Genomic DNA, 20,379 nt, shown 5'->3' with positions numbered 1-20,379 from the left:
GGCGATGCAGAACAGCACATATGACGTGATCGTCGTGGGCGGCGGCTCGGCTGGGGCCGTGGCCGCCGCGCGGCTGGCCGAGGATCCGGCCCGCAAGGTCTGTCTGATCGAGGCGGGCGGGCGCGGCGACAACCTGCTCTTCCGGATGCCGATCATGGCGGGGATGCTGTTCCGCCAGAAATTCGCCAACTGGTTCTACCACACCGAGCCCGACCCGGGGCTCGACGGGCGCCGGGTGTTCTGGCCGCGCGGCAAGGCGCTGGGGGGCTCCTCGGCGATCAACGGGATGATCTATGTGCGCGGCATCCCCTACGATTACCGGCGCTGGGCGGAAAGCGGTCTGCCGGGCTGGGACTGGCAGAGCGTGATGCCCTATTTCGAGCGCTCGGTCACCTATGTGCCCCCGCACGCGCCCTTCACCCCCTGCGGCAAGGTGCCGGTGAGCCAGTCGGAGCCCAGCAACCCGCTTTTCGATGTCTTCGTCGAGGCGGGGCGTCAGGCCGGCTGGCCGGTGACCGACGATTTCAACCGCGATTTCTATGGTGTGGGCCGGTTCCACTTCAACATCGCCCATGGCGAGCGCTGGAGCACCGGCCGGGCGCTGCTGCAAAAGCCGCCCGCCAATCTCACCATTCTCACCCGCGCCCAGGTCACCCGTCTGGTGCTGGAGAAAGGGCGCGCCACCGGGGTCGAGCTGCGCCGGGGGCGGACGCTGGAACGGATCTCGGCGCCGCGGGTGGTGCTGTCCGCCGGGGCGATCAATTCGCCCATGCTGCTCATGCATTCGGGCATCGGGCCCGCCGACCATCTGTCGTCGCTGGGCATCGCGGTGCAGCACGATCTGCCGGGGGTGGGCGAGAACCTTCAGGATCACCTGCTGATCCGCGTCGAACACGCATGCACCCAGCCGATCACCCTGCACAACCTCGTGCGCATGGACCGCGCCTTTCTCGCCGGCGCGCAGGCCATGCTGTTCAAGACCGGCCCCGCCACCAGCTTTCCGCTGGAAGCGGGCGCCTATATCAAGAGCCGCCCCGAAGAGCCCGAACCCGACCTTCAGGCGCAGTTCCTGCCGGGGCTGTCGGCGGCGGCGCTGCGGCTGCCCTTCTTCAACGGCTCGGGCCGGACCGTGGGGCACGGGTTCTTTTCCAACATCTTTGTCATGCGCCCGGAAAGCCGCGGCCGCATGACCCTGCGCAGCGCCGATCCCTCGGTGCCGCCCAGGCTGGAATCGCATTATCTGACCGCGCCCGAGGACGTGCGCCGCGCCCGCGACAGCGTGCGGCGCCTGCGCGAGATCTTTGCCCAGCCCGCCTTCGACGGCTTTCGCGGCGCCGAGCTGGCGCCGGGGCCGGAGGTCGAGAGCGACGCGGCCATCGACGCCTATGTGCGCGCCAAGGCCGATACGGTGTTCCACCCCTCCGGCACCTGCAAGATGGGCACGGGCCCCGAGGCGGTGGTGGACGCGAAGCTGCGGGTGCACGGGCTCGAGGGGCTGTCGGTGGCGGATGCCTCGATCATGCCCTTCATCACCTCGAACAACACCCATGCGCCGGTCATGATGATCGGCGAGCGGGTGGCCGATTTCATTGCCAATCCCGACGGCTGAAAGGCTTCGGGGCAACCGGAAAGGACATGCCATGACAGGTTTCAGGGCCGTGGTCATCGAAAAGACCGACGCGGGTCAGAGCGTCGCGCTCAAACCCTTCGACGAAGCCGATCTGATGGCGGGCGACGTGACCGTGCGCGTCAGCCATTCGACGCTGAACTACAAGGACGGGCTGGCGCTGACCGGCGCGGCTCCGGTTGTGCGGCGCTTTCCGATGATCCCGGGGATCGACTTCGCCGGCGTGGTGGAAAGCTCGTCGCATGACGGGTTCAAACCCGGCGATGCGGTGGTGCTGAACGGCTGGGGTGTGGGCGAGACGCATCTGGGCGGCTATGCGGAAAAGGCCCGCGTGCCCGGCGACTGGCTGATCGCGCTGCCCGAGGGCATGGCGCCCGAGACGGCCATGGCCATCGGCACGGCGGGCTATACCGCGATGCTCTGCGTGCTGGCGCTGGAGAAACACGGGCTGACCCCGGATATGGGGCCGGTGCTGGTCACCGGTGCCGCCGGTGGCGTGGGCTCGGTGGCGGTGGCTCTGCTGGCCAAGGCGGGCTGGGAGGTGATCGCCTCCACCGGGCGCGCCTCGGAGGCGGCCTATCTCGAGGGGCTGGGCGCCAGCGAGATCATCGCCCGCGACGATCTGTCGGGCAAGGTGCGCCCGCTGGGCAAGGAGCGCTGGATCGCGGCGGTCGATTGCGTGGGCTCCACCACGCTGGCCAATGCGCTGTCGATGACGCGCTATGGCGGCGCGGTGGCGGCCTGCGGGCTTGCGGGCGGCATGGACCTGCCCAGCTCGGTCGCGCCCTTCATCCTGCGCGGCATCACGCTTTACGGCATCGACTCGGTCATGGCGCCCCGCGCCCGCCGCGAAGCGGCCTGGGCACGGCTGGCCAGCGATCTCGACCCGGCGCTGCTGTCGGGCATGATCAAGACGGTTCCGCTCGACGAGATCGTCGGGCAGGGGCAGGAGATCCTCGACGGCAAGGTCCGTGGCCGTGTGGTCGTCGAGATCTGAGACCCGCGCCGGGGTGCGGCGGGCGGTGTCAGTCCTCGTGCCACCAGATGCTGAAATCGCGCCGGGTCTGGTTGAAGGTGTTGATATTGGTCACCGCCTTCTTGCCGCCCTGGGTGACGATCAGCGCCACCAGCGTTTCCAGCAGCGACAGCACGGCGGACATCGAGGGGAAGAACTGCGGCGTGTCGGTGGGCACCACAAAGACCGTGTCGGCGGGCAGCGCGATGGGCGAGGTGCGGCTGTCGGTGATCGCCACCACCGTGGCGCCGCGTTCGCGCGCGAGATTGGCGGCGTCGATGGTTTCGCGCCGGTAGGGCTGAAAGCTCAGCAGCAGCACCACGTCGCGCGGGCCCACGTCGAGCAGATCGTCCACCGGCAGCCCGCCGATCTGCGGCGTCAGCGAGAGGTTGGGCAGCGCCATGCGGCCCACATAGCAGAACTGATGCGCCAGCGCGTAGCCGCTGCCCACCGCCGTCACGACGACGCGCCGGGCGGCGACCATCTTGCGCGCGACCTCGGTCAGTTGCGGCGTCAGGTCCTGCGAGAACAGCAATTCGAGATTGGTCATCGCCGCCTGTGCCATGCCGGCATAGAGCTTGCCGCCCTGCCGTCCCTGGCTTTCGAGCTTCTGTGCGCGTTCCGAGATATAGTCCTCGCCGATCCGGAGCTGGGCGCGGAACGGCAGGCGCAACTGCGAGAAACTGGTATAGCCGATGGCGGCTGCGACCCGGACCAGCGTGCTGGCCTTCACCCCGGCATTGGCGGCAAGCTGGCGTAGCGGCACCACGGCGATCTCGTCGGGATGGTCGATGAGATATTTCGCGGCTTTCTTGCGCTGCGGGCTGAGCTCGGTGCTGGCGCGGATCAACCGGTCGAGGATCTCTTCAGCGGTTTCCTCGGGGCGTTCGGACGGTTTTTCGGTCAATGGGCAGACTCTCCCTTCGTCATGCCTGTCCGGGCGGGCCAAGGCCCGTCCGGGACGGCAGTTTATGTCATTTCACGACAGGCCGAGCAAGTCGGGTGTGCGCGGCCCGGCGTTCGATCCGCGGGCCTCGCCATAGGTTGTGGTGCGCTGGTAGGGCTGCCGGTCGTTGCGGCGGCCCAGTTCCTCGAATTGCATCGCGGTGACCTCCTGCCCGTGCGCGGCCCCGGCCGCGCGCGAGATGGTCTCTTCCATCAGCGAGCCGCCCAGATCGTTGGCGCCCGCGCGCAGGCAGGCGGACAGGCCGTCGAGCCCCATCTTGACCCAGGACGCCTGGATATTGGGGATCACCGGGTGCAGCGCCAGCCGTCCCACCGCATGCATCAGCAGCGCCTCGCGCGCCGAAGGCCCGCGCCGCGCGCCGCCCTTGAGGTAGATCGGCGCCTCCATATGCACGAAGGGCAGGGGGACCAGCTCGGTGAAGCCGCCGGTCTTCTCTTGCTGCGCCCGCAGCCGCAGCAGGTGGCGCGCCCAGTGCTCCAGCCGTTCCATATGGCCGAACATGATCGTGGCGGTGGTCTTCAGCCCGACGCGGTGCGCGGTATCGACCACCTCGAACCATTGCGCGGTGGTGAGCTTGTCGGCGCAAAGCTCGCGCCGGACCTCGTCGTCGAGGATCTCGGCGGCGGTGCCCGGCAGGCTGCTGAGCCCGGCGCGGGACAGCTCGACCAGGAATTCCTCCAGCGAGATGCCCAGCGTCTGCGCGCCCTGCCACACTTCCAGCGGCGACAGCGCGTGCACATGCATACCCGGCACCGCCGCTTTCACGCTGCGCACGATCTGCAAATATGTTTCGCCGGTGTAGTCGGGGTGGATCCCGCCCTGCATACATACCTCGGTGGCGCCCCGGCGGGCGGCGTCGCGGGTGCGCTCGGCGATCTCGTCCAGCGACAGGTTATAGGGCTTGCCGCGCAGCGCCTCATGGGTCTTGCCCTTGGAGAAGGCGCAGAACTTGCAGCGGTAGGAGCAGATGTTGGTGTAGTTGATATTGCGGGTGATGACATAGCCGACACGCTCGCCGTTCACCTCCTGCCGCAGCGCGTTGGCGGCCTCGAGCACCGCCTCGAAATCGCCGCCCCGCGCCTGGAAGAGCCGCACCACCTGCGCTTCGCTCAGGGTCTCGCCCTGCTGTGCGCGGGCGAGGATCGCCGCGATCTCGGGCGAGCGGCGCAGCGCGCTGGCGACCGGCGAGGGGGTGATGGGGAAATCCTCGTTGCGCCCCGGCGACCAGGCGTCTGTGCGGGCATAGCCCTCCATGTCGATGCTGCGGATGACCGAGGGTTGCAGGCCGGGGTCCACCCAGCGCTGCCGGTCGAGCGCGTAGGACGGGTAGAGCGCCAGCCGCTCGACCAGCACCTTGCCGCATTCCTCGGTGCGCCGGGCCAGCACTTCGAGATGCGGCCAGGGCTTTTCGGGGTTCACATGGTCCGGGGTGACCGGCGACACGCCGCCCCAGTCGTTGATGCCGGCGTCGATCAGCGCGGGCATCGCCTCGGCGCTGAGGTTGGGCGGCGCCTGGATCGACATTTCCGGGGCAAAGATCAGCCGGGCCACGGCAATGGTCCAGAGATGATCTTCCAGCGGCTGCGGCGCGGTCGCGGCCATGCGCGTGCCCGGCTTGGGCTGGAAGTTCTGGACGATGATCTCCTGGATATGGCCGTATTCCTCGTGCAGCGCGCGCAGCGCCAGCAGCGAGCGGATGCGCTCTTCGCGCGTCTCGCCGATGCCCGAGAGGATGCCGGTGGTGAAGGGGATTTGCAGTTCGCCCGCCAGCCGGATGGTGGCCAGCCGCAGCTCGGGGTCCTTGTCGGGGGCGCCGAAATGCGCGCCGCCGCGCTGCATCAGCCGGGGCGAGACGCTTTCCAGCATGATCCCCTGCGAGGCCGAAACCTGCCGCAGCGCCGTCATGTCGCTGCGGCTCATCAGCCCGGGATTCACATGCGGCAGCAGGCCGAATTCGCGGAACACCATCTCGGCAGCGGCGCGCAGGTAGTCGAGCGTGCTGTCATAGCCCATGCGCGCCAGCTCTTCCGCCGCGATGCGGTAGCGCAGCTCGGGCTTGTCGCCGAGCGTAAAGAGCGCCTCGCGGCAGCCGGCGGCGACGCCCGCGCGGGCGATCTCGCGGATCTGGTCGAAGCTGAGAAACGCCTGTTCCAGCTTGCGCGGGGTCTTGGCGAAGGTGCAGTAGCCGCAGACGTCGCGGCAAAGCTGGGTGAGCGGGATGAACACCTTGCGCGAATAAGAGACGACATCGCGATGGGCGAGATCGCGGCGCTGTCCGGCCAGGCGGATCAGCCCGGCGAGATCGGTCTCTCCGGCGAGCGCGAGCGCGGCCTCAGGAGAAAGATAGGAGTCCGGTGTCAGCGAGGCGTTCAGCATGTCTTTCTCCGTCTTGCAGTGTCGTGGGGGCGGCGCGCCCGAGCTGCCGGGCAAGCTGCGCGCTGTGGCTTTGCGGCCGGCAGGCGGCGAGCAGCGCCAGATCGGCGGGGCGGTCGAGGTCGCAAAGCGCGTTGCGCGGGGCCAGAAGCTGCGGTTCGATCCCGGCGGCGCGGGCGGCGGCGATGTGGCGGGCAAAGCTCTGCGGGCCAAAGGCCGGGCGGATCGGCGCGGGCGCGGCGAGCGCGAGGATGGTGGTGCCGCCGTCGAGCGCGGGCACCAGCGTGACGCCCTGGCCGGCGCCATGGGCGCGGGCGATGCGGCGCAGGTCGTCGGGCGCCAGAAGCGGCAGGTCGGCCTGAAGGATCATGGTGCCGCCATGCCGGGGCAGGGCGTCCAGCGCCGCCGTCACCGCCGCATTGGTGCCGGCGGCGCCGCGGGGATCGGGGATCGCCTGCGCCCCGGCGGCGCGGGCGATGGCGCCGGCCTTCGGACAGGCGGTGACCACCGCGATGCGGGTAAAGATCCCCGCCGCTTGCGCGGTGCCCAGCACGTCGCGGAACATCGCCTCGGCCAGCGCCGCGCGCTGCTGCGGCAGGAGATGGCCTGAGAGGCGGCTTTTTGCCGCCTCGAAGCGCTTGACCGGGATCACCGCCTGAAGGGTCATGCGCCCTCTCGCAATGTGTCGAGAAAGCCCAGCACGCGCCCGGCCAGCGCGATCTTGCGGGCATCGTCGGTCATCAGCGTCTCTTCCACGGCGACGGGCAGCGGCAGCGCGCCGGCATCGCCGGCATCGGCGCGGTCGATCACCAGCCCGTCGATCAGCCCGGCATAATGCGCGGCGATGGAGGCGTTGGTCACCGGCAGGCCCAGCTCGGCCATGATCTTGGCGGTGGGGCCCTTCACCGCCTGGCCACCGACCAGCGGCGAGACCGCAACCACCGGCGCACTGCTGGCGCGTAGCGCTTCGGACAGGCCGGGCAGGGCAAGGATCGGGTCGATCGAAAGCCAGGGGTTCGACGGGCAGATCACGATGCCGGCGAGCGCGGGATCGGCCAACGCCGCCAGCACGGCGGGGGAGGGGGCGGCAGCGCCGTGGCGCAGCCCGGTCACCACCGGCGCGCAGCGCTGTTCGACGAAGTAGCGCTGGAATTCCAGCGCCCCGTCCGGGGTCTCGACCAGGGTGGGCGAAGGCGCGTCGGACATCGGCAGAACCTTGGCCGCGATGCCCATCCGCGCGGCCAGCGCCGCCGTCACCTGCGTCAGATCCTGTCCCGATGCCAGCATTGCGCCGCGCAGCACATGCAGCGCCAGATCGCGGTCGCCGAGCTGGAACCAGTCCTCGCCGCCCAGCTCTCGCAGCGTTTCCATGAAGGCCCAGCTCTCGCCCGCCCGGCCCCAGCCGCGCCGCGTGTCGTTGAGCCCCGAAAGCGTGTAGAGCAGCGTGTCGATGTCGGGCGAGATCGGCAGGCCGAGATGGGTGAAATCGTCGCCGGTATTGACGATGACGCTCAGCGCTCCGGCGGGCAGCGCGCGGTCGAGCCCGAAGGCGAGCTTGGCGCCGCCCACGCCGCCCGAAAGCGCCACGATCTTGCGGGGGCCGCTCATCGGAAAAGATCCTGGGCCGCCGGGCGGATCAGCGCCTCCGTGCCCGTGGCGGGGCCGTCCAGAGACAAGCCGCGCAGCAGCACCGCGGGGCGGCCTTCGGCGCCCTGGCCCATCATCAGCGAGGCAGCGGCGGCGATCTCGTCGGCCTGCGCCACCTGCGTCACGCGCATCTCGCGCCCGAAAAGATCGGTCGCGCCGACCATATCGTGCAGCGCGGGCAACCCGGCCACTCCCAGCGCCACGCCGGTGACACCGTTGCGCCAGGGGCGCCCGAAACTGTCGTTGATCACCACGCCCATCGAGACCCCGAACGCGGCGTCGAGCCGTGCCTTCAGCGCCGCCGCCGAGCCGTCCGGATCCACCGGCAGGAGCAGCAGCCGCTCGCCGCCGTCGTGGTCCACATTGGACTGGTCGATGCCCGCGTTGGCCATGACATGGCCGAGCTTGTGCTCGACGATCAGCACATGCGGCACCGCGCGCACCACCCGGCGGGTTTCCGACAGCACCGCCGCGACCAGCCGGGGGTCTTTCTGGACGGTCTCGGCCAGCGCGAGCGCCTCGGCGCTTGGGGTGATCTCGTCCAGGCGGAGATAGCGGTTTTCGGTCTTGGAGATGATTTTCTGTGCCAGAACAATCACATCTTCGTCCTGCGGGACGAGGTTCTGGCGTCTGAGCGCGGCGCTCAGCTCGGCGGCGAGATCGTCGCCGGGGTGAAAGAGCGGCAATCCCTCGAGTGCCGTGATTTCCAATCGTTGCGACCTGCCGGCCATCGCTGCTGCCTCTGCTTCCGTTGTTCTGTCCGGCCCATGCGCGGCCGGGGCCGAGCTTACTGCATGGGCCGGTGCTGTCACGGCGGAAGCGGGCGGGGCGGCCGGCCCCGCCGTCACTTGTCGATCCCGGTGATGCGGATTCCGGCAGCGCTCGCCTTGTAGCGGCGGTTGATGCCGATCAGCAGCGAGGTCATCGCCTCGGCCGCCGCCGCGTTCTGGATCGGGCCGCAGTCGATCCCGCGCGATCCGAGTACCTCGCACAGCGCGATCACCGTCGCCTTGGCCTCCTTGTCGTTGCCCGACACCAGCACATCACAGCCCAGATCGCCCTCGCCGGCGAGTTTCGCCGCGCCGATATTGTGGAACGCGCCGACAACGCGCACCTCGTCGCCCAGCGTGTCCTGCGCGATCTGCGCCGCCGAGCCGCCTTCGGGAAGCTGCACGACCGACACCTTGGGCGGCACCAGAGGCACCACCGCATCCACCAGGATACGGCCCTTGAGCACCGGCGCCAGATCGGCCAGCGTCGCCTCGTGCACCGACCACGGCACCGCCAGGATGACGATTTCCGCTGCGGAGGCCGCACCGGCATAATCGCTGCCGGTCACGCCGTCGCCGATCTCCAGCGCCGCGGCGCCGGCCTTGGCCGCATCGCGCGAGCCGATCACCACCGGATAGCCCGCGCGCGCCAGCCGCCCGGCGATCCCGGCGCCAAGTGCGCCGGTGCCGCCGATGATGGCGATTTTGGGTTTGTCGCTCATCGTGCTGCCTCAGCGGATATGCGGCAGGACTTCGTCGGCGAAGAGCTTGAGCGTCTTCAGCGACAGGTCGATGGGCATGCCGGGGAAGTTCATCCGCACGAGCAGATCCGAGACCCCCAGCGTGTCGCGCTGTTCGAGGCATTCGCGGATGCAATCCTCGGGGCTGCCGACGATGAAGCGGTCCTTGATCAGCTCGGCGATGTCGAGCCCCTCGCCGGATTCGCCGGGCACGTTCTTGCCCATGCCCCAGGAATAATAGGCGCGGTATTTCTCGGCGATGTAGGGTCCGCCCAGTTCCAGCGCCTTTTCCTTGGTCTCGGCGACGAACAGCTCCACGCATTTCGCAAACCCGTCGGCCTTGGGCTTGCCGGCCTCTTCGCGGGTCTTGTGGTAAAGCTCGACCTGCGGCTTCATCGCCGAGGCGGTGGTCACCGAGGTGGCGATCCAGTTGTCGCCCTTGCGGGCGGCGCGCTTGATCGCCGGATCGGCGGCGGCGCCGACCCAGATCTCGGGGTTGGGGCGTTGCAGCGGCTGCGGACGGATCGAGATATTCTCGAAGTTGATGTGATCGCCGTGATAGGTGGCGTTGTCCTCGGACCACAGCAGGCGCAGCGCGTCGAGCTGTTCGTCAAAGCGCTTGGCCCGGGTTTTCCGGTTGATTCCGAAGGCGTTATACTCTTCGTCCCGATAGCCGAGCGCGACGCCCAGCACCAGCTTGCCGCCGGTGATGATGTCGATCGTGGCATATTGCTCGGCCAGGTCGATGATATTGTGCAGCGGCAGAACCAGGATGTTCGTGCCGATGGTCAGATCACCGCTTTCCGCCGCCAGACGCGCCAGAAGCGGGTTCGGCTGGAAGAACTGGTCGGGGTAGGTCAGGTAATGCTGGGCCAGCCAGATCCCGTCATAACCGCCATCGCGGACGGCCCAGGTCTGTTTGACGTGGTTTTCGAACATCTGGCGCATATCCGCGCCAGCCGGGTGCTGGGTGCCAAGGAAGACTCCGACTCTCATGACAGGGCTCCTCAGTACACGTTGCGCCAGGTGTCGCCGAGCGAGGTGTAAAGCTCGGGACGGCGGTCGCGGAAGAAGGTGTAGCGCTTGCCGTGGCGATAGACGTCTTCCATGTCGAGTTCCGCCCAGACCGGGGCGGGGCCTTCGCGCTCGGGGCCTTCGGCAAGCAGCTCGCCCATCGGGCTGAACACGGTGGAGCGGCCGTAGAAGTTGCGCTCGCCCTCGGTGACCTCGACGCCGCCCTTGTTGGGCGCGACCACGAAGACGCCGTTCTGCACGGCGGCGGTGCGCAGCTCGAAGCCCCAGCTTTCGGCACGGTTCGGACCCCAGGCGGCGGTCGGCACGAAGATGATTTGCGCGCCGTGGATCGCCAGCACCCGCCAGGCTTCGGGGAAGGAGCGCTCGTAGCAGATCAGGCAGCCGATCTTGCCGTGCACCGTGTCAAAGACCGGCAGGCCGGGGCCGCCCTTGAAGTAATAGCGCTCGTTCAGGCCCGGGCTGTAGCTGTATTGGTCGGGGATGTGGTTCTTGCGGTAGACCGAGACCTGACGGCCGTCGGGCAGGGTGCCGGGGATCAGCTCGCCATCGGGGCCGATGACCGCCAGCGAGTTGAAGAACTCGCCCTTGACCTTCGACTTCTCGTAGAAGGGCAGCAGGATATGGCAGCCCAGGCGCTTGGCCTCTTCGCGGAAGGCGGTGACCGCCTGGCCGTCGATGGGTTCCGCCACGTCGAACCATTTCGGATCGTTGAAACCGCAGAAATACTGCGTGGTCGCCAGCTCGGTGAACACGACGAAATCGGGCACCTGATCCTTGGTCGCTTCGCGCAGGAAGTCGATGAGCACGGGCACGTTCTTGACCGGATCGGGGTCGACGGCGCCGCACTGGATCGTCAGCACGGACAGTTTCTTCTTGGGGTCGGTCGTCATCTTGTGGGGGTCCTTCTGGTTTTGCGGGGCGTTCCGAAGACGGGACGGCGCGCGAGCTGTGAGGGATGGAACATCTTGTTCCATTTATTGTCAAGAATGAAAATTATGAATCCTTTGCCCCGATTGTCACCGGGCGAGATAGGCGCCGTCGCCGGCCGAGCCGACAACCCGGCCGCCCTCGGCCACCAGCTTGCCGCGCAGCAGCGTCATGACCGGCCAGCCCTTGAGCACCTCGCCTTCCTGGAGCGAGAAATCGGCGCTCGAGCCAAGCGCCTCGGGGGTCACGGTCTGTTCCATCTCCAGATCGACCACGGCGATGTCGGCATCGAAGCCGACCTGGAGCGCGCCCTTGCGCGGCAGCAGGTTAAAGGCTTTGGCGGCGTTGTAGGACAGCGCCTTGGCGATCTCTTGCAGCCCCATCCCGCGCTTGTGATGCCCGTGGTGCAGCATCACCGGCAGCATGGTCGCCATGCCGGGGAAACCGGGCGAGGCCTGCCAGATGTCGCCCGCCTTGCGGGTCCGGGGCATGGCGCAGTGATCGGTGCCGATGGTCTCGATCTCGCCCGAAAGCACGGTCTCCCAGATCCGGTCCTGATCGGCCTGGGCGCGCACCGGCGGGTTCACCTTGGCCATGGGGCCCAGGGCCGAGGTTTCGGTCAGCGTCAGGTAATGCGGGCAGGTCTCGATGGTGATGCGGTCGTAGCGGGCCTTTTGCAGAATCGCCTCGTCGACGCTCTTCTGCGCGCCGATGTGCACGTAATAGAGATTACACCCCGCCTCTTCGGCAAAATAGCCCGCGCGGCGCACATGTTCCGCCTCGGCAAAAGAGGGGCGGGCGGCGTTCCAGGCGGCCAGGTCGGCGCGGCCCGCGGCCTTGGCGGCGCGCACCCGGCGGCCGATGATTTCGGTGTTCTCGCAATGCACGCAGGCCACCGCGTGATCGAAGCGGCCCAGGGTGGTGAAGGCATCGAACATGACACCGTCGTCGATGTCGTTGATCATGCCGACGGTTTTGCCGTCCTCGCCGCGATAGGCCATGTAGAACTTGAACGAGCTGACGCCCTGGTCGATGTATTTCTCGATCTCGCCGGTCTGGTCCTCGGTCAGCATCCCCAGATGCAGCGCCATGTCCACATGGGCGCCGGCGTCGATGGCGCCGATCAGCTCGGGCAGATCGTCATAGGGTTTCGGCTCGGCGCTTTTGTAATGGCGGTGGAAGCTGAAGACGGTGGTCACCCCGCCGATCGCGGCCGAGGCGCTTTCGCTGGTCACATCGGCATCGAAATCGTTGAGAAAGCCGATATGGGTATGCGGTTCGATGATTCCGGGGAACAGGTATTTCCCGCTGACGTCGATCTGCCTGCGCGATGCGGCCTCGCTGCCGGGTTGCAGGATTGCGGCAATCACGCCGTTGCTGATCGCCAGATCGGCTGGACGGGCGCCGTCGAGCGGGTCCACCACGATGCCGTTGCGCAGGATCATATCGAACAAGGTCAAACCTCCTGATGACCGGTTTCCCGGGGTCTTGAAACGATGCGCCGGGCCGGGGTGAGAGCAAGAAACGGCCCGGCGCACCCGCCGAAATCATTCGGCGGGATGGGCGTATTTGAATTGCGGTTTGTTGTCGGAGCGCACGCTGAGGGCGACGCTTTTCTTCATGGCCCAGGCAAGGCCCTGAAGGTGCAGCGGCACATAGACGGTTTCGTCGCGGGTGATCTCGATCACCCTGGCCATCATCTCGCGCCGCTTGTCGAGGTCGAGCTCGGTGGCGATTCCGCCCAGCAGGGTGTCGACCTCGGGGTTCGAGTAATTGCCGAAGTTCCAGGTGCCGAGCGTGCCGTCGGGCGTGTGCAGGATGTAGCGGAAGATGTATTCCGCATCCATGGTCGGCGCGTCGAAGCCCAGCATGAAGAAGCTGGTGTTCCGGTTCAGCATGTCCGGGAAGGCCTGGGTGGCGGGGCGCGAGTTCAGCTCGACCTCGATGCCGATCCGGGCCAGCATCGGCACCACCGCCTGGCAGATCGCCTCGTCGTTGACGTAGCGGTTGTTGGTGCAGTCGAGCCGGACCTTGAAGCCGTCCGCATAGCCAGCCTCGGCCATCAGCGCCTTGGCGGCCTCGGGGTCGGTGGCCAGACGCTCGACAAAGGCCGGGTTATGGCCGTTCAGCCGCGGCGAGAACAGCGTACCCACCGGGGTCGAGAGTCCGCGCATGATCTGGCGCTGGATGCCGTCGGAATTGATCGCCAAATAGACCGCGCGGCGCACGCGCGGATCGAGGAACGGGTTGGTCTCGGTGCCGGAGCCGAAGCGCAGGGTGGGGCTTTCGACGTCGAAGCCGAAGAAGATCGAGCGGATCTCGTTGCCGGTCTCGACCTTCAGGGCCGGGTCGGCCTCGATCCGCGCCAGATCCTGAAGCGGCGGGTCGAGCACGATGTCGAGCTCGCCCGAGATCAGGCCCGCGACGCGGGTCGGGGCCGAGGCGATGGGGATATGGATGAGCTGGGTATAGGTGAGCGGGAAATGCTCGCGGTCCCAGTAGCCCTCGAACGCATCCATCGCGGTGCGCACGCCGGGGATGCGTTCGGTCACCAGGAAGGGACCGGTGCCGTTGGCGTGCCGCGCGGCATAGTTCTCGTCACCGCCCTTGAAGTCCTGCGGTTGCAGCACGTCGTTTGTTTCGGCCCAGCCGCTGTCCATCACGAAGATCGTGGTCAGCCAGTCGGGCAGCGTGGGGGCGGGTTCGGCGGTCTTGATGTGAATGGTGTAGTCGTCGAGAATCTCGACCTCGGAGACCGCGGCCACGGCGACCTTGTAATCCGAGGTCGGCGCCTTGGCGCGGTTGATCGAAAAGGCCGCGTCCTCGGCGGTGAAGGGGCTGCCGTCGTGGAAACTCACGCCCTCGCGCAGCTTGAATTCCCAGGTGGTGTCGTCGAGGCTCTTCCATTCGGTGGCGAGCGCGGGGGTCAGTTTCAGATCCTGATCGCGGGTGATGAGCGGCTCGTAGATCTGGCCGAGACCGGTATTGTTGATGCCGACGCTGGCGGCATGCGGGTCGAGCGTGATCAGGTCGGCGCCGGTGGACCAGGTGAGGCTGGTCTGGGCATAGGCGGGGCCGGTCAGCGCAAGGGCGAGGGCGGCCGAAAGGGCGAGGCGGGTTTTTCCGGAAAGTCGCATATCATTCTGTCCCTGTTGTTCGAGGCTGTGGCAGACCGCTTGTGACCGCGGGTGTTCTGCCCGTGGGCCCCTCCCGCCGGATTGGCGGAAGGGGCGGGGCCGGATCACTTGGCCGGCTTGGCGTATTTGAACTGGGGCTTGCTGTCCGAGCGCGGTTCCATCTCGACATCCTTGGCCATGGCCCAGGCGAGCATCTGGTGATGCAGCGGCACATAGATGTACTCGTCGGTGGTGCGCTGGATGATCTCGGCCATCATCGCGTTGCGCGTCTCGGGGTCGATGGTGACACCGACCTTGGCAATCAGATCGTCGATCTCGGGGTTGGAATATTCGGTGAAGTTCCAGGTGCCGAGGCTGCCGTCGGGTGTGTGTAGCAGATAGCGGAAGAGATATTCCGCATCGAGCGTCGGCACGCCGAAGCCCAGCAGGAAGAAGCTGGTCTCGCGCTTGAGCATCCCGCCAAAGGCCTGGCCCGAGGGCCGCAGGTTGGGCTGAACGGTGATGCCGATCTGCGCGAGCATCGGCACCAGCGCCTGGCAGATCGCCTCGTCGTTCACATAGTAGTTGTTGGTGCAATCGAGCGTGACGGTGAACCCGTCCGCATAGCCCGCCTCGGTCATCAGCGCCTTGGCCGCCTCGACGTCATAGGACAGGCGGTCGTCGTCCAGCGCCTGAGTATAGCCGTTGGTCTTGGGCGGGTAGATCGAGCCCGCCAGCACCGAGTTGCCGCGCATGATCTGGCGCTGGATGCCTTCGGCGTTGATCGCCTGATAGACGGCCTGGCGGACGCGGCGGTCCTGGAACGGGTTGTCCTCGACGCCGCTGCCATAACGCAGCGTGTCGCTCTTGACGTCGAATCCGAAGAACAGCGTGCGGACTTCGAGCGCCTTGGTGATCTTGAGGTTCGGATCGGCCTCGATGCGCGCGAAATCCTGCATCGGCGGGTCGAGCACCAGGTCGATCTCGCCCGAGATCAGACCGGCGACGCGGGTCGGGGCGGATTTCACCGGCTTGTGGACCAGCGTGTCGTAGCCCTCGGCGAAATTGGCGCGGTCCCAGTAGTCCGGCGCCGCCTGCATGACCGTCTGGACATCGGGGATACGCTCGGTCACGATGAACGGACCGGTGCCGTTTTCGTTGCGCGCGGCGTAGTTCTCGACACCGGCCTTGAGATCCTGCGGGGCGACCACGTCATTGGCTTCGGCCCAGCCCTGATCGACCATGAAGATCGTGGTCAGCCAGTCCGGGAGCGTGGGCGAGGGGGCGTTTGTAACGATCTTGATGGTGTAATCGTCGATCTTTTCGACATGGTCGATGGATTGTACCGCCACCTTGTAATCCGAGGTCGGGGACTTGGCGCGTTCGATCGAGAAGATCGCGTCGTCGGCGTCGAACGTGGCGCCGTCGTGGAAGGTCACGCCCTCGCGGAGCTTGAACTCCCACTCGGTGTCGCTGAGCGGCGCCCAGGAGGTGGCGAGTGCGGGAAGCAGCTTGAGGTCGTTGTCGCGCGAGACCAGCGGCTCGTAGATCTGACCGAGCACGAGGTTGTTGATCGTGCTGCTTTGTGCGTGCGGGTCCAGGGTCGAGAAATCGCCCGCGGTGGACCAGGTGAGGGTTTCGGCAAGGCTCGCGACCGGTGTGAGGGCGGTGGCGCCGGCCAGGAGCAGTCCGGTTGTCAGTTTGCGAGGTATTGTCATCATTGGTTGTATCGATTCCCGGTTGGTGAGCGGATATTCTGCGTCGCAGAAGCGCGCGGCGGGGCGCTCTTGGGGCGCCTTCTGAAGAATTCCTGCACACAATTTGCGTTCAATCAAGACAAAATGGGAATTATTGATTGACCGTTTGGGGGCTTTATCTCAGAATGTGTATGACAAACAATAAATACAATACGGTCAATTCAGGGGGTAAAAGGTGCCATGCAGCCCGAAATCCTGCAAGAATCGGGGCCCGGAGGCGGGTTGCGCCGGGGCGGCAATTCCCGTGATGCCGCGCCGGTCGCGGGTTGTCTGCCGGCAGGGCCGAGGGACGGCTTGCCCCGCAGCTTAAAACTTGTGCGCTTTGCTGCCGTTTCCGGCGGCATCCGGCGAGGGACTGTCTTGATCGGTGGGAACAATGACCGATTCTTTGATCCACTCCGGGGGGCGGATAGGGCGGACTCGGGCGCCTCGCGGAGCGGGGGGCAGGACAATCCGCAGAGCGGAAGAAAGGACCAGGCGTGATCCGATTCATCATCAGCCGGATTTTGCAGTCGATTGGCGTGATGCTGGCCGTGGGCCTCATCGCCTTTGCGCTGTTCACCTATGTGGGCGACCCGGTGAACAATATGCTCGGGCCCTCGGCCTCGACCGACGACCGGGCGCGGCTGCGCACCGAGCTGGGGCTCGACGACCCGTTTCTGGTGCAATACGCCCGCTTTATCGGGCGCGCGGTACAGGGGGATTTCGGGCTCTCCTATCAATATGCCCGCCCGGTGATCGACATCGTGGCCGAGCGCCTGCCAGCGACCGCCGAACTGAGCCTCGTCGCGGTGTTCCTGGCGCTGCTCGTCGGCATCCCGATGGGGATCTACGCCGGGATCCGGCCACGGTCGTGGCTGTCGAAACTGTTCATGTCGGTGTCGCTGATCGGGGTGTCTCTGCCGACCTTCTTCACCGGGATTGTGCTGATCGTGCTTTTTGCCATCGTGCTGCGCTGGCTGCCGCCCTTCGGACGCGGCGACGTGGTGATGCTGGGCTGGTGGTCGACCGGGCTGCTGAGCTGGTCGGGCCTGAAATCCATCCTGCTGCCCTCGGTCACGCTGTCGCTGTTCCAGATGACGCTGATCATGCGGCTGGTGCGCAGCGAGATGCTCGAGATCGTGCGCACCGATTACATCCGCTTTGCGCAGGCGCGCGGGCTGACCTCGCGGGCGATCTATTTCCGCCATGCGCTCAAGAACACGCTGGTGCCGGTGATCACCATCACCGGGCTGCAAATGGGCTCGATCATCGCCTTCGCCGTGATCACCGAAACGGTGTTCCAGTGGCCGGGCCTCGGGCTGCTGTTCATTCAGGCGCTGAACTTCGGCGACATCCCGGTGATGGCGGCCTATCTGGTCTTCGTCTCGCTGATGTTCGTGGCGATCAACCTCTTCGTGGACATTCTCTATTTCGTCGTCGATCCGCGCCTGCGCTCGGGCTGGACCTAGGCGGGCGACGGAACGGGCAGGGCAAGGACAATCATGACCGATCAAGGACTTTCCCGCTGGGCCGCCTTCTGGAACAGCGACATCCTCTACGAGTTCCGCAGGAGCCCGCTGGCCATCGTCGGCTTTGTCGTCGCGGGCAGCCTGATCCTGTCGGCGCTCCTCGCGCCGATACTGGCGCCCTACGATCCCTATGATGCCTCGGGCATCGACCTGATGAACGGGCTGATCCCGCCCTTCTGGTCGGATGGCGGCAACATGACCTTTCCGCTGGGCACCGACAATCAGGGGCGCGACGTGTTCTCGGGCATCCTCTACGGGCTGCGGCTGTCGCTGACGATCTCGGTCTCGGCGGTGCTGCTGTCGGCGCTGGTGGGCACGGCGCTGGGGCTGGTCGCGGCCTGGGTCGGCGGCTGGTTCGATTCCGCGATCATGCGGCTGGCCGATATCCAGCTTTCGTTTCCGGCGATCCTGATCGCGCTGCTGGTCGACGGGGTGGCGCGCAACGTGCTGCCGCAGGAGCAGCACGCCTCGCTGGCCATGCCCATCGTGATCCTGGCCATCGCGATCTCGGGCTGGGTGCAATATGCGCGCACCGTGCGCAGCATCGCCATGGTGGAAAAGGGCAAGGATTATGTCGAGGCGGCGCGGCTCATCGGGGTGAACCCGGTGACCATCGCCATGCGGCACATCCTGCCCAATGCCACCGGCTCGATCTTCGTGCTGGGCACGGTGCATCTGGCCATCGCGATCCTGACCGAAGCGACCCTGTCCTTCCTCGGGCTGGGCATGCCGCCCACCGAGCCGTCGATCGGGACCCTGATCCGCATCGGCAATGATTTCCTGTTCTCCGGCGAGTGGTGGATCACCATCCTGCCGGGGGTCACGCTGGCGCTTCTGGTGCTGTCGGTGAACCTTCTCGGTGACTGGCTGCGCGATGCGCTCAATCCGCAATTGAGGTGAGCCGGGCGATGCACGACGGACCCATTCTTCAGGTCGAGAACCTGCGTATCGAGATTCCCACGCGCCACCGCACGCTTGTGGCGGTCGATGACGTGTCCTTTGAACTGGCGCGCGGCGAGGTGCTGGGGGTCGTGGGCGAATCCGGGGCGGGCAAATCGCTGACCGGCGCCGCGATCATCGGCCTTTTGCGCCCGCCCGGGCGGATCGCCGGCGGCCGGATCTGGATCGACGGCAAGCGCGTCGATAACCTCTCGCAAGCCGAGATGCGCAAGGTGCGCGGACGGATCGCCGGGGCGATCTTTCAGGACCCGATGACCAGCCTCAACCCGCTGTTCACGGTGGGCCAGCAACTGGTCGAGACGATCCGCACCCATCTGGACATGAGCCGGGCAGAGGCCCGCGCGCGGGCGCTGTCGCTTCTGGCCGAGGTCGGCATTCCCGCGCCCGAGCAGCGGCTCGACCAGTATCCGCACCAGTTCTCGGGCGGGATGCGGCAGCGGGTGGTGATCGCCCTGGCGCTTTGCGCGAACCCCAAGCTGATCATCGCCGACGAGCCGACCACCGCGCTCGATGTGTCGATCCAGGCGCAGATCATCGCGCTGCTGAAACGGCTTTGCCACGAGCATGGCACGGCGGTGGTGCTGGTGACCCACGACATGGGGGTGATCGCCGAGACCGCCGACCGCGTCGCGGTGATGTATACCGGCCGGATCGCCGAGCTGGGCCCGGTCGCCGAGGTCGTGCGCGCGCCGCGCCATCCCTATACTGCGGGGCTCATGGCCTCGATCCCGGCGATCGGCGAAACCCGCGACAGGCTGTATCAGATCGACGGGTCCATGCCGCGCCTGACCAATATCCCGCAGGGCTGTCCGTTCAACCCGCGCTGCCCGGCGGTCTTCGACCGCTGCCGGCGCGAGCGGCCCGAGACCGTTGATCTGGGCGGCCATCGCGTCGCCTGCTGGAAACATGGGGAGCAAGAGGCATGACCGCGCCGCTGATTGACCTGGCGGGGCTGTCCCGCCACTTCGCCCTGTCCTCGGGGCTCAACACGCGCTTCCGCAAGGGCGGGGCCAAGGTGGTCCGCGCCGTGGACAGCGTCGATATCGAGATCGCCCGGGGCGAGACCTTTGGCCTTGTGGGCGAGTCCGGCTGCGGCAAGTCCACCGTGGCGCGGCTGGCGGTGGGACTGATGCGCCCGACCGAGGGCGCGGTGCGCTTCGACCGTGTGGATCTGGCCAGCGCCGGGCGGCGCGATCTGGCGGCGCTGCGGCGGCGCATCCAGATGGTGTTTCAGGATCCCTATTCCAGCATGAACGCCCGCTGGCGCATCCGCGAGATCATCGCCGAGCCGCTGCGCACGCTGAACCTGTGCAGCAGCCCGGCGGAGATGGATCGCCGCATCGACGAGCTGCTGACGCTGGTCGGGCTGTCGCCGGCGGACAAGCGCAAATATCCGCATGAATTCTCGGGCGGGCAGCGGCAGCGGATCTCGATCGCGCGGGCGCTGTCGACCAATCCGGAATTCCTGGTCTGCGACGAGCCCACCTCGGCGCTGGACGTGTCGGTGCAGAGCCAGATCCTCAACCTGATGAAAGACCTTCAGGCCGAGTTCGACCTCACCTTCCTGTTCATCAGCCACAACCTCGCGGTGATCTCGCATATGGCCGACCGGGTGGGGGTCATGTATCTGGGCCGCATCGTCGAACAGGCCCCCGCGCAGCGGCTGTTCTCGGCGCCCCGGCATCCCTATACCAAGCTGTTGCTCGAAACGGTGCCGGATCTGAACCGCATCGGCTATACCCGCAAGCCGATGTCGGGCGAGGTGCCGAACCCGATCAACCCGCCCTCGGGCTGCCCCTTCCATCCGCGCTGCGCCTTCGCGAACGACCGCTGCAAGCAGGAGCGCCCGTCGATCCGCGCGGACGGGCAGGGCACGCTGGTGGCCTGCCACGGGGTGCAGGAAGGCCGGATCTGACGCCCCGCTAGGCGGGCCT

Annotated in this window: 17 protein-coding genes; 6 read left to right on the top strand and 11 right to left on the bottom strand. The window is 67.0% G+C overall.

What is annotated here, in order from left to right; translation table 11 throughout:
* Nucleotides 1-4 precede the first annotated feature (4 nt).
* Nucleotides 5-1,609 (top strand): GMC family oxidoreductase, encoded by a 1,605-nt coding sequence (locus M4578_RS06730; protein WP_258092694.1) that lies wholly within the window; start codon nt 5-7, stop codon nt 1,607-1,609.
* 31 nt (nt 1,610-1,640) lie between these two features.
* A complete protein-coding gene (gene acuI, locus M4578_RS06725) occupies nt 1,641-2,624 on the top strand; it encodes an acrylyl-CoA reductase (NADPH) (protein ID WP_258092693.1) in 984 nt (327 codons plus the stop codon).
* 28 nt (nt 2,625-2,652) lie between these two features.
* Here the strand turns inward: acuI and M4578_RS06720 are convergent, their stop codons facing one another.
* From M4578_RS06720 to M4578_RS06670, 11 genes are all read right to left on the bottom strand, one after another.
* Nucleotides 2,653-3,549 (bottom strand): MurR/RpiR family transcriptional regulator, encoded by an 897-nt coding sequence (locus M4578_RS06720; RefSeq protein WP_258092692.1) that lies wholly within the window; start codon nt 3,547-3,549, stop codon nt 2,653-2,655.
* 72 nt (nt 3,550-3,621) lie between these two features.
* Nucleotides 3,622-5,985, bottom strand: coding sequence for a 5-amino-6-(D-ribitylamino)uracil--L-tyrosine 4-hydroxyphenyl transferase CofH (cofH, locus tag M4578_RS06715; protein ID WP_258092691.1), 2,364 nt, complete (start codon nt 5,983-5,985; stop codon nt 3,622-3,624).
* A complete protein-coding gene (gene cofC / locus M4578_RS06710) occupies nt 5,942-6,649 on the bottom strand; it encodes a 2-phospho-L-lactate guanylyltransferase (protein ID WP_258092690.1) in 708 nt (235 codons plus the stop codon). Before cofC ends, cofH begins: the two co-directional genes overlap by 44 nt.
* Nucleotides 6,646-7,590, bottom strand: a complete 945-nt coding sequence (cofD, locus tag M4578_RS06705) for a 2-phospho-L-lactate transferase (RefSeq protein WP_258092689.1) — start codon at nt 7,588-7,590, stop codon at nt 6,646-6,648. The genes cofC and cofD overlap by 4 nt, the downstream gene beginning before the upstream one ends.
* Nucleotides 7,587-8,339 carry a coenzyme F420-0:L-glutamate ligase gene (cofE, locus tag M4578_RS06700; protein WP_258092688.1) on the bottom strand — a complete coding sequence of 251 codons (753 nt, stop codon included), beginning with the start codon at nt 8,337-8,339 and terminating at the stop codon, nt 7,587-7,589. Before cofE ends, cofD begins: the two co-directional genes overlap by 4 nt.
* Nucleotides 8,340-8,473: 134 nt before the next feature.
* Complete coding sequence (npdG, locus tag M4578_RS06695) at nt 8,474-9,121, bottom strand: NADPH-dependent F420 reductase (protein ID WP_258092687.1); 648 nt, start codon at nt 9,119-9,121, stop codon at nt 8,474-8,476.
* Between the two features lie 9 nt (nt 9,122-9,130).
* Nucleotides 9,131-10,135: an LLM class flavin-dependent oxidoreductase gene (locus M4578_RS06690; protein WP_258092686.1), complete on the bottom strand. Its 1,005-nt coding sequence runs from the start codon at nt 10,133-10,135 to the stop codon at nt 9,131-9,133.
* Between the two features lie 11 nt (nt 10,136-10,146).
* Nucleotides 10,147-11,064, bottom strand: coding sequence for a carbon-nitrogen hydrolase family protein (locus M4578_RS06685; RefSeq protein WP_258092685.1), 918 nt, complete (start codon nt 11,062-11,064; stop codon nt 10,147-10,149).
* A 126-nt stretch (nt 11,065-11,190) separates the two neighbouring features.
* Nucleotides 11,191-12,546, bottom strand: coding sequence for a dihydroorotase (locus M4578_RS06680; protein WP_258092967.1), 1,356 nt, complete (start codon nt 12,544-12,546; stop codon nt 11,191-11,193).
* Between the two features lie 102 nt (nt 12,547-12,648).
* Nucleotides 12,649-14,238 carry an ABC transporter substrate-binding protein gene (locus M4578_RS06675; protein WP_258092684.1) on the bottom strand — a complete coding sequence of 530 codons (1,590 nt, stop codon included), beginning with the start codon at nt 14,236-14,238 and terminating at the stop codon, nt 12,649-12,651.
* Nucleotides 14,239-14,342: 104 nt separating this feature from the next.
* On the bottom strand, nt 14,343-15,938 hold the full coding sequence (locus M4578_RS06670) for an ABC transporter substrate-binding protein (RefSeq protein ID WP_258092683.1): 1,596 nt from the start codon (nt 15,936-15,938) through the stop codon (nt 14,343-14,345).
* A gap of 515 nt (nt 15,939-16,453) precedes the next feature.
* Between M4578_RS06670 and M4578_RS06665 the strand changes: the two genes are divergently transcribed.
* Genes M4578_RS06665 through M4578_RS06650 form a run of 4 tightly spaced genes read left to right on the top strand, consistent with a single transcriptional unit; the run spans nt 16,454 to nt 20,360 of the window.
* Complete coding sequence (locus M4578_RS06665) at nt 16,454-17,425, top strand: ABC transporter permease (RefSeq protein ID WP_258092682.1); 972 nt, start codon at nt 16,454-16,456, stop codon at nt 17,423-17,425.
* Nucleotides 17,426-17,458: 33 nt separating this feature from the next.
* Nucleotides 17,459-18,385 (top strand): ABC transporter permease, encoded by a 927-nt coding sequence (locus M4578_RS06660; protein WP_258092681.1) that lies wholly within the window; start codon nt 17,459-17,461, stop codon nt 18,383-18,385.
* Nucleotides 18,386-18,393: 8 nt separating this feature from the next.
* Nucleotides 18,394-19,371: an ABC transporter ATP-binding protein gene (locus M4578_RS06655; RefSeq protein WP_258092680.1), complete on the top strand. Its 978-nt coding sequence runs from the start codon at nt 18,394-18,396 to the stop codon at nt 19,369-19,371.
* Nucleotides 19,368-20,360, top strand: coding sequence for an ABC transporter ATP-binding protein (locus M4578_RS06650; protein WP_258092679.1), 993 nt, complete (start codon nt 19,368-19,370; stop codon nt 20,358-20,360). The genes M4578_RS06655 and M4578_RS06650 overlap by 4 nt, the downstream gene beginning before the upstream one ends.
* Nucleotides 20,361-20,379 lie beyond the last annotated feature (19 nt).

It is taken from the genome of Salipiger pentaromativorans (genome assembly GCF_024721115.1).
GTDB lineage: Bacteria > Pseudomonadota > Alphaproteobacteria > Rhodobacterales > Rhodobacteraceae > Salipiger > Salipiger pentaromativorans.
This window is presented reverse-complemented; position numbering and strand designations above follow the sequence as displayed.

Excerpts from the sequence above, each read along its gene's own strand:
- M4578_RS06685 (WP_258092685.1), bottom strand. The coding sequence starts at position 11,064 with ATGACGACCGACCCCAAGAAGAAACTGTCCGTGCTGACGATCCAGTGC.
- M4578_RS06670 (WP_258092683.1), bottom strand. The coding sequence starts at position 15,938 with ATGATGACAATACCTCGCAAACTGACAACCGGACTGCTCCTGGCCGGC.
- M4578_RS06675 (WP_258092684.1), bottom strand. The coding sequence starts at position 14,238 with ATGCGACTTTCCGGAAAAACCCGCCTCGCCCTTTCGGCCGCCCTCGCC.
- M4578_RS06690 (WP_258092686.1), bottom strand. The coding sequence starts at position 10,135 with ATGAGAGTCGGAGTCTTCCTTGGCACCCAGCACCCGGCTGGCGCGGAT.
- M4578_RS06730 (WP_258092694.1), top strand. The coding sequence starts at position 5 with ATGCAGAACAGCACATATGACGTGATCGTCGTGGGCGGCGGCTCGGCT.
- M4578_RS06650 (WP_258092679.1), top strand. The coding sequence starts at position 19,368 with ATGACCGCGCCGCTGATTGACCTGGCGGGGCTGTCCCGCCACTTCGCC.
- M4578_RS06655 (WP_258092680.1), top strand. The coding sequence starts at position 18,394 with ATGCACGACGGACCCATTCTTCAGGTCGAGAACCTGCGTATCGAGATT.
- acuI (WP_258092693.1), top strand. The coding sequence starts at position 1,641 with ATGACAGGTTTCAGGGCCGTGGTCATCGAAAAGACCGACGCGGGTCAG.
- npdG (WP_258092687.1), bottom strand. The coding sequence starts at position 9,121 with ATGAGCGACAAACCCAAAATCGCCATCATCGGCGGCACCGGCGCACTT.
- M4578_RS06660 (WP_258092681.1), top strand. The coding sequence starts at position 17,459 with ATGACCGATCAAGGACTTTCCCGCTGGGCCGCCTTCTGGAACAGCGAC.
- cofH (WP_258092691.1), bottom strand. The coding sequence starts at position 5,985 with ATGCTGAACGCCTCGCTGACACCGGACTCCTATCTTTCTCCTGAGGCC.
- M4578_RS06680 (WP_258092967.1), bottom strand. The coding sequence starts at position 12,546 with ATGATCCTGCGCAACGGCATCGTGGTGGACCCGCTCGACGGCGCCCGT.
- cofC (WP_258092690.1), bottom strand. The coding sequence starts at position 6,649 with ATGACCCTTCAGGCGGTGATCCCGGTCAAGCGCTTCGAGGCGGCAAAA.
- cofD (WP_258092689.1), bottom strand. The coding sequence starts at position 7,590 with ATGAGCGGCCCCCGCAAGATCGTGGCGCTTTCGGGCGGCGTGGGCGGC.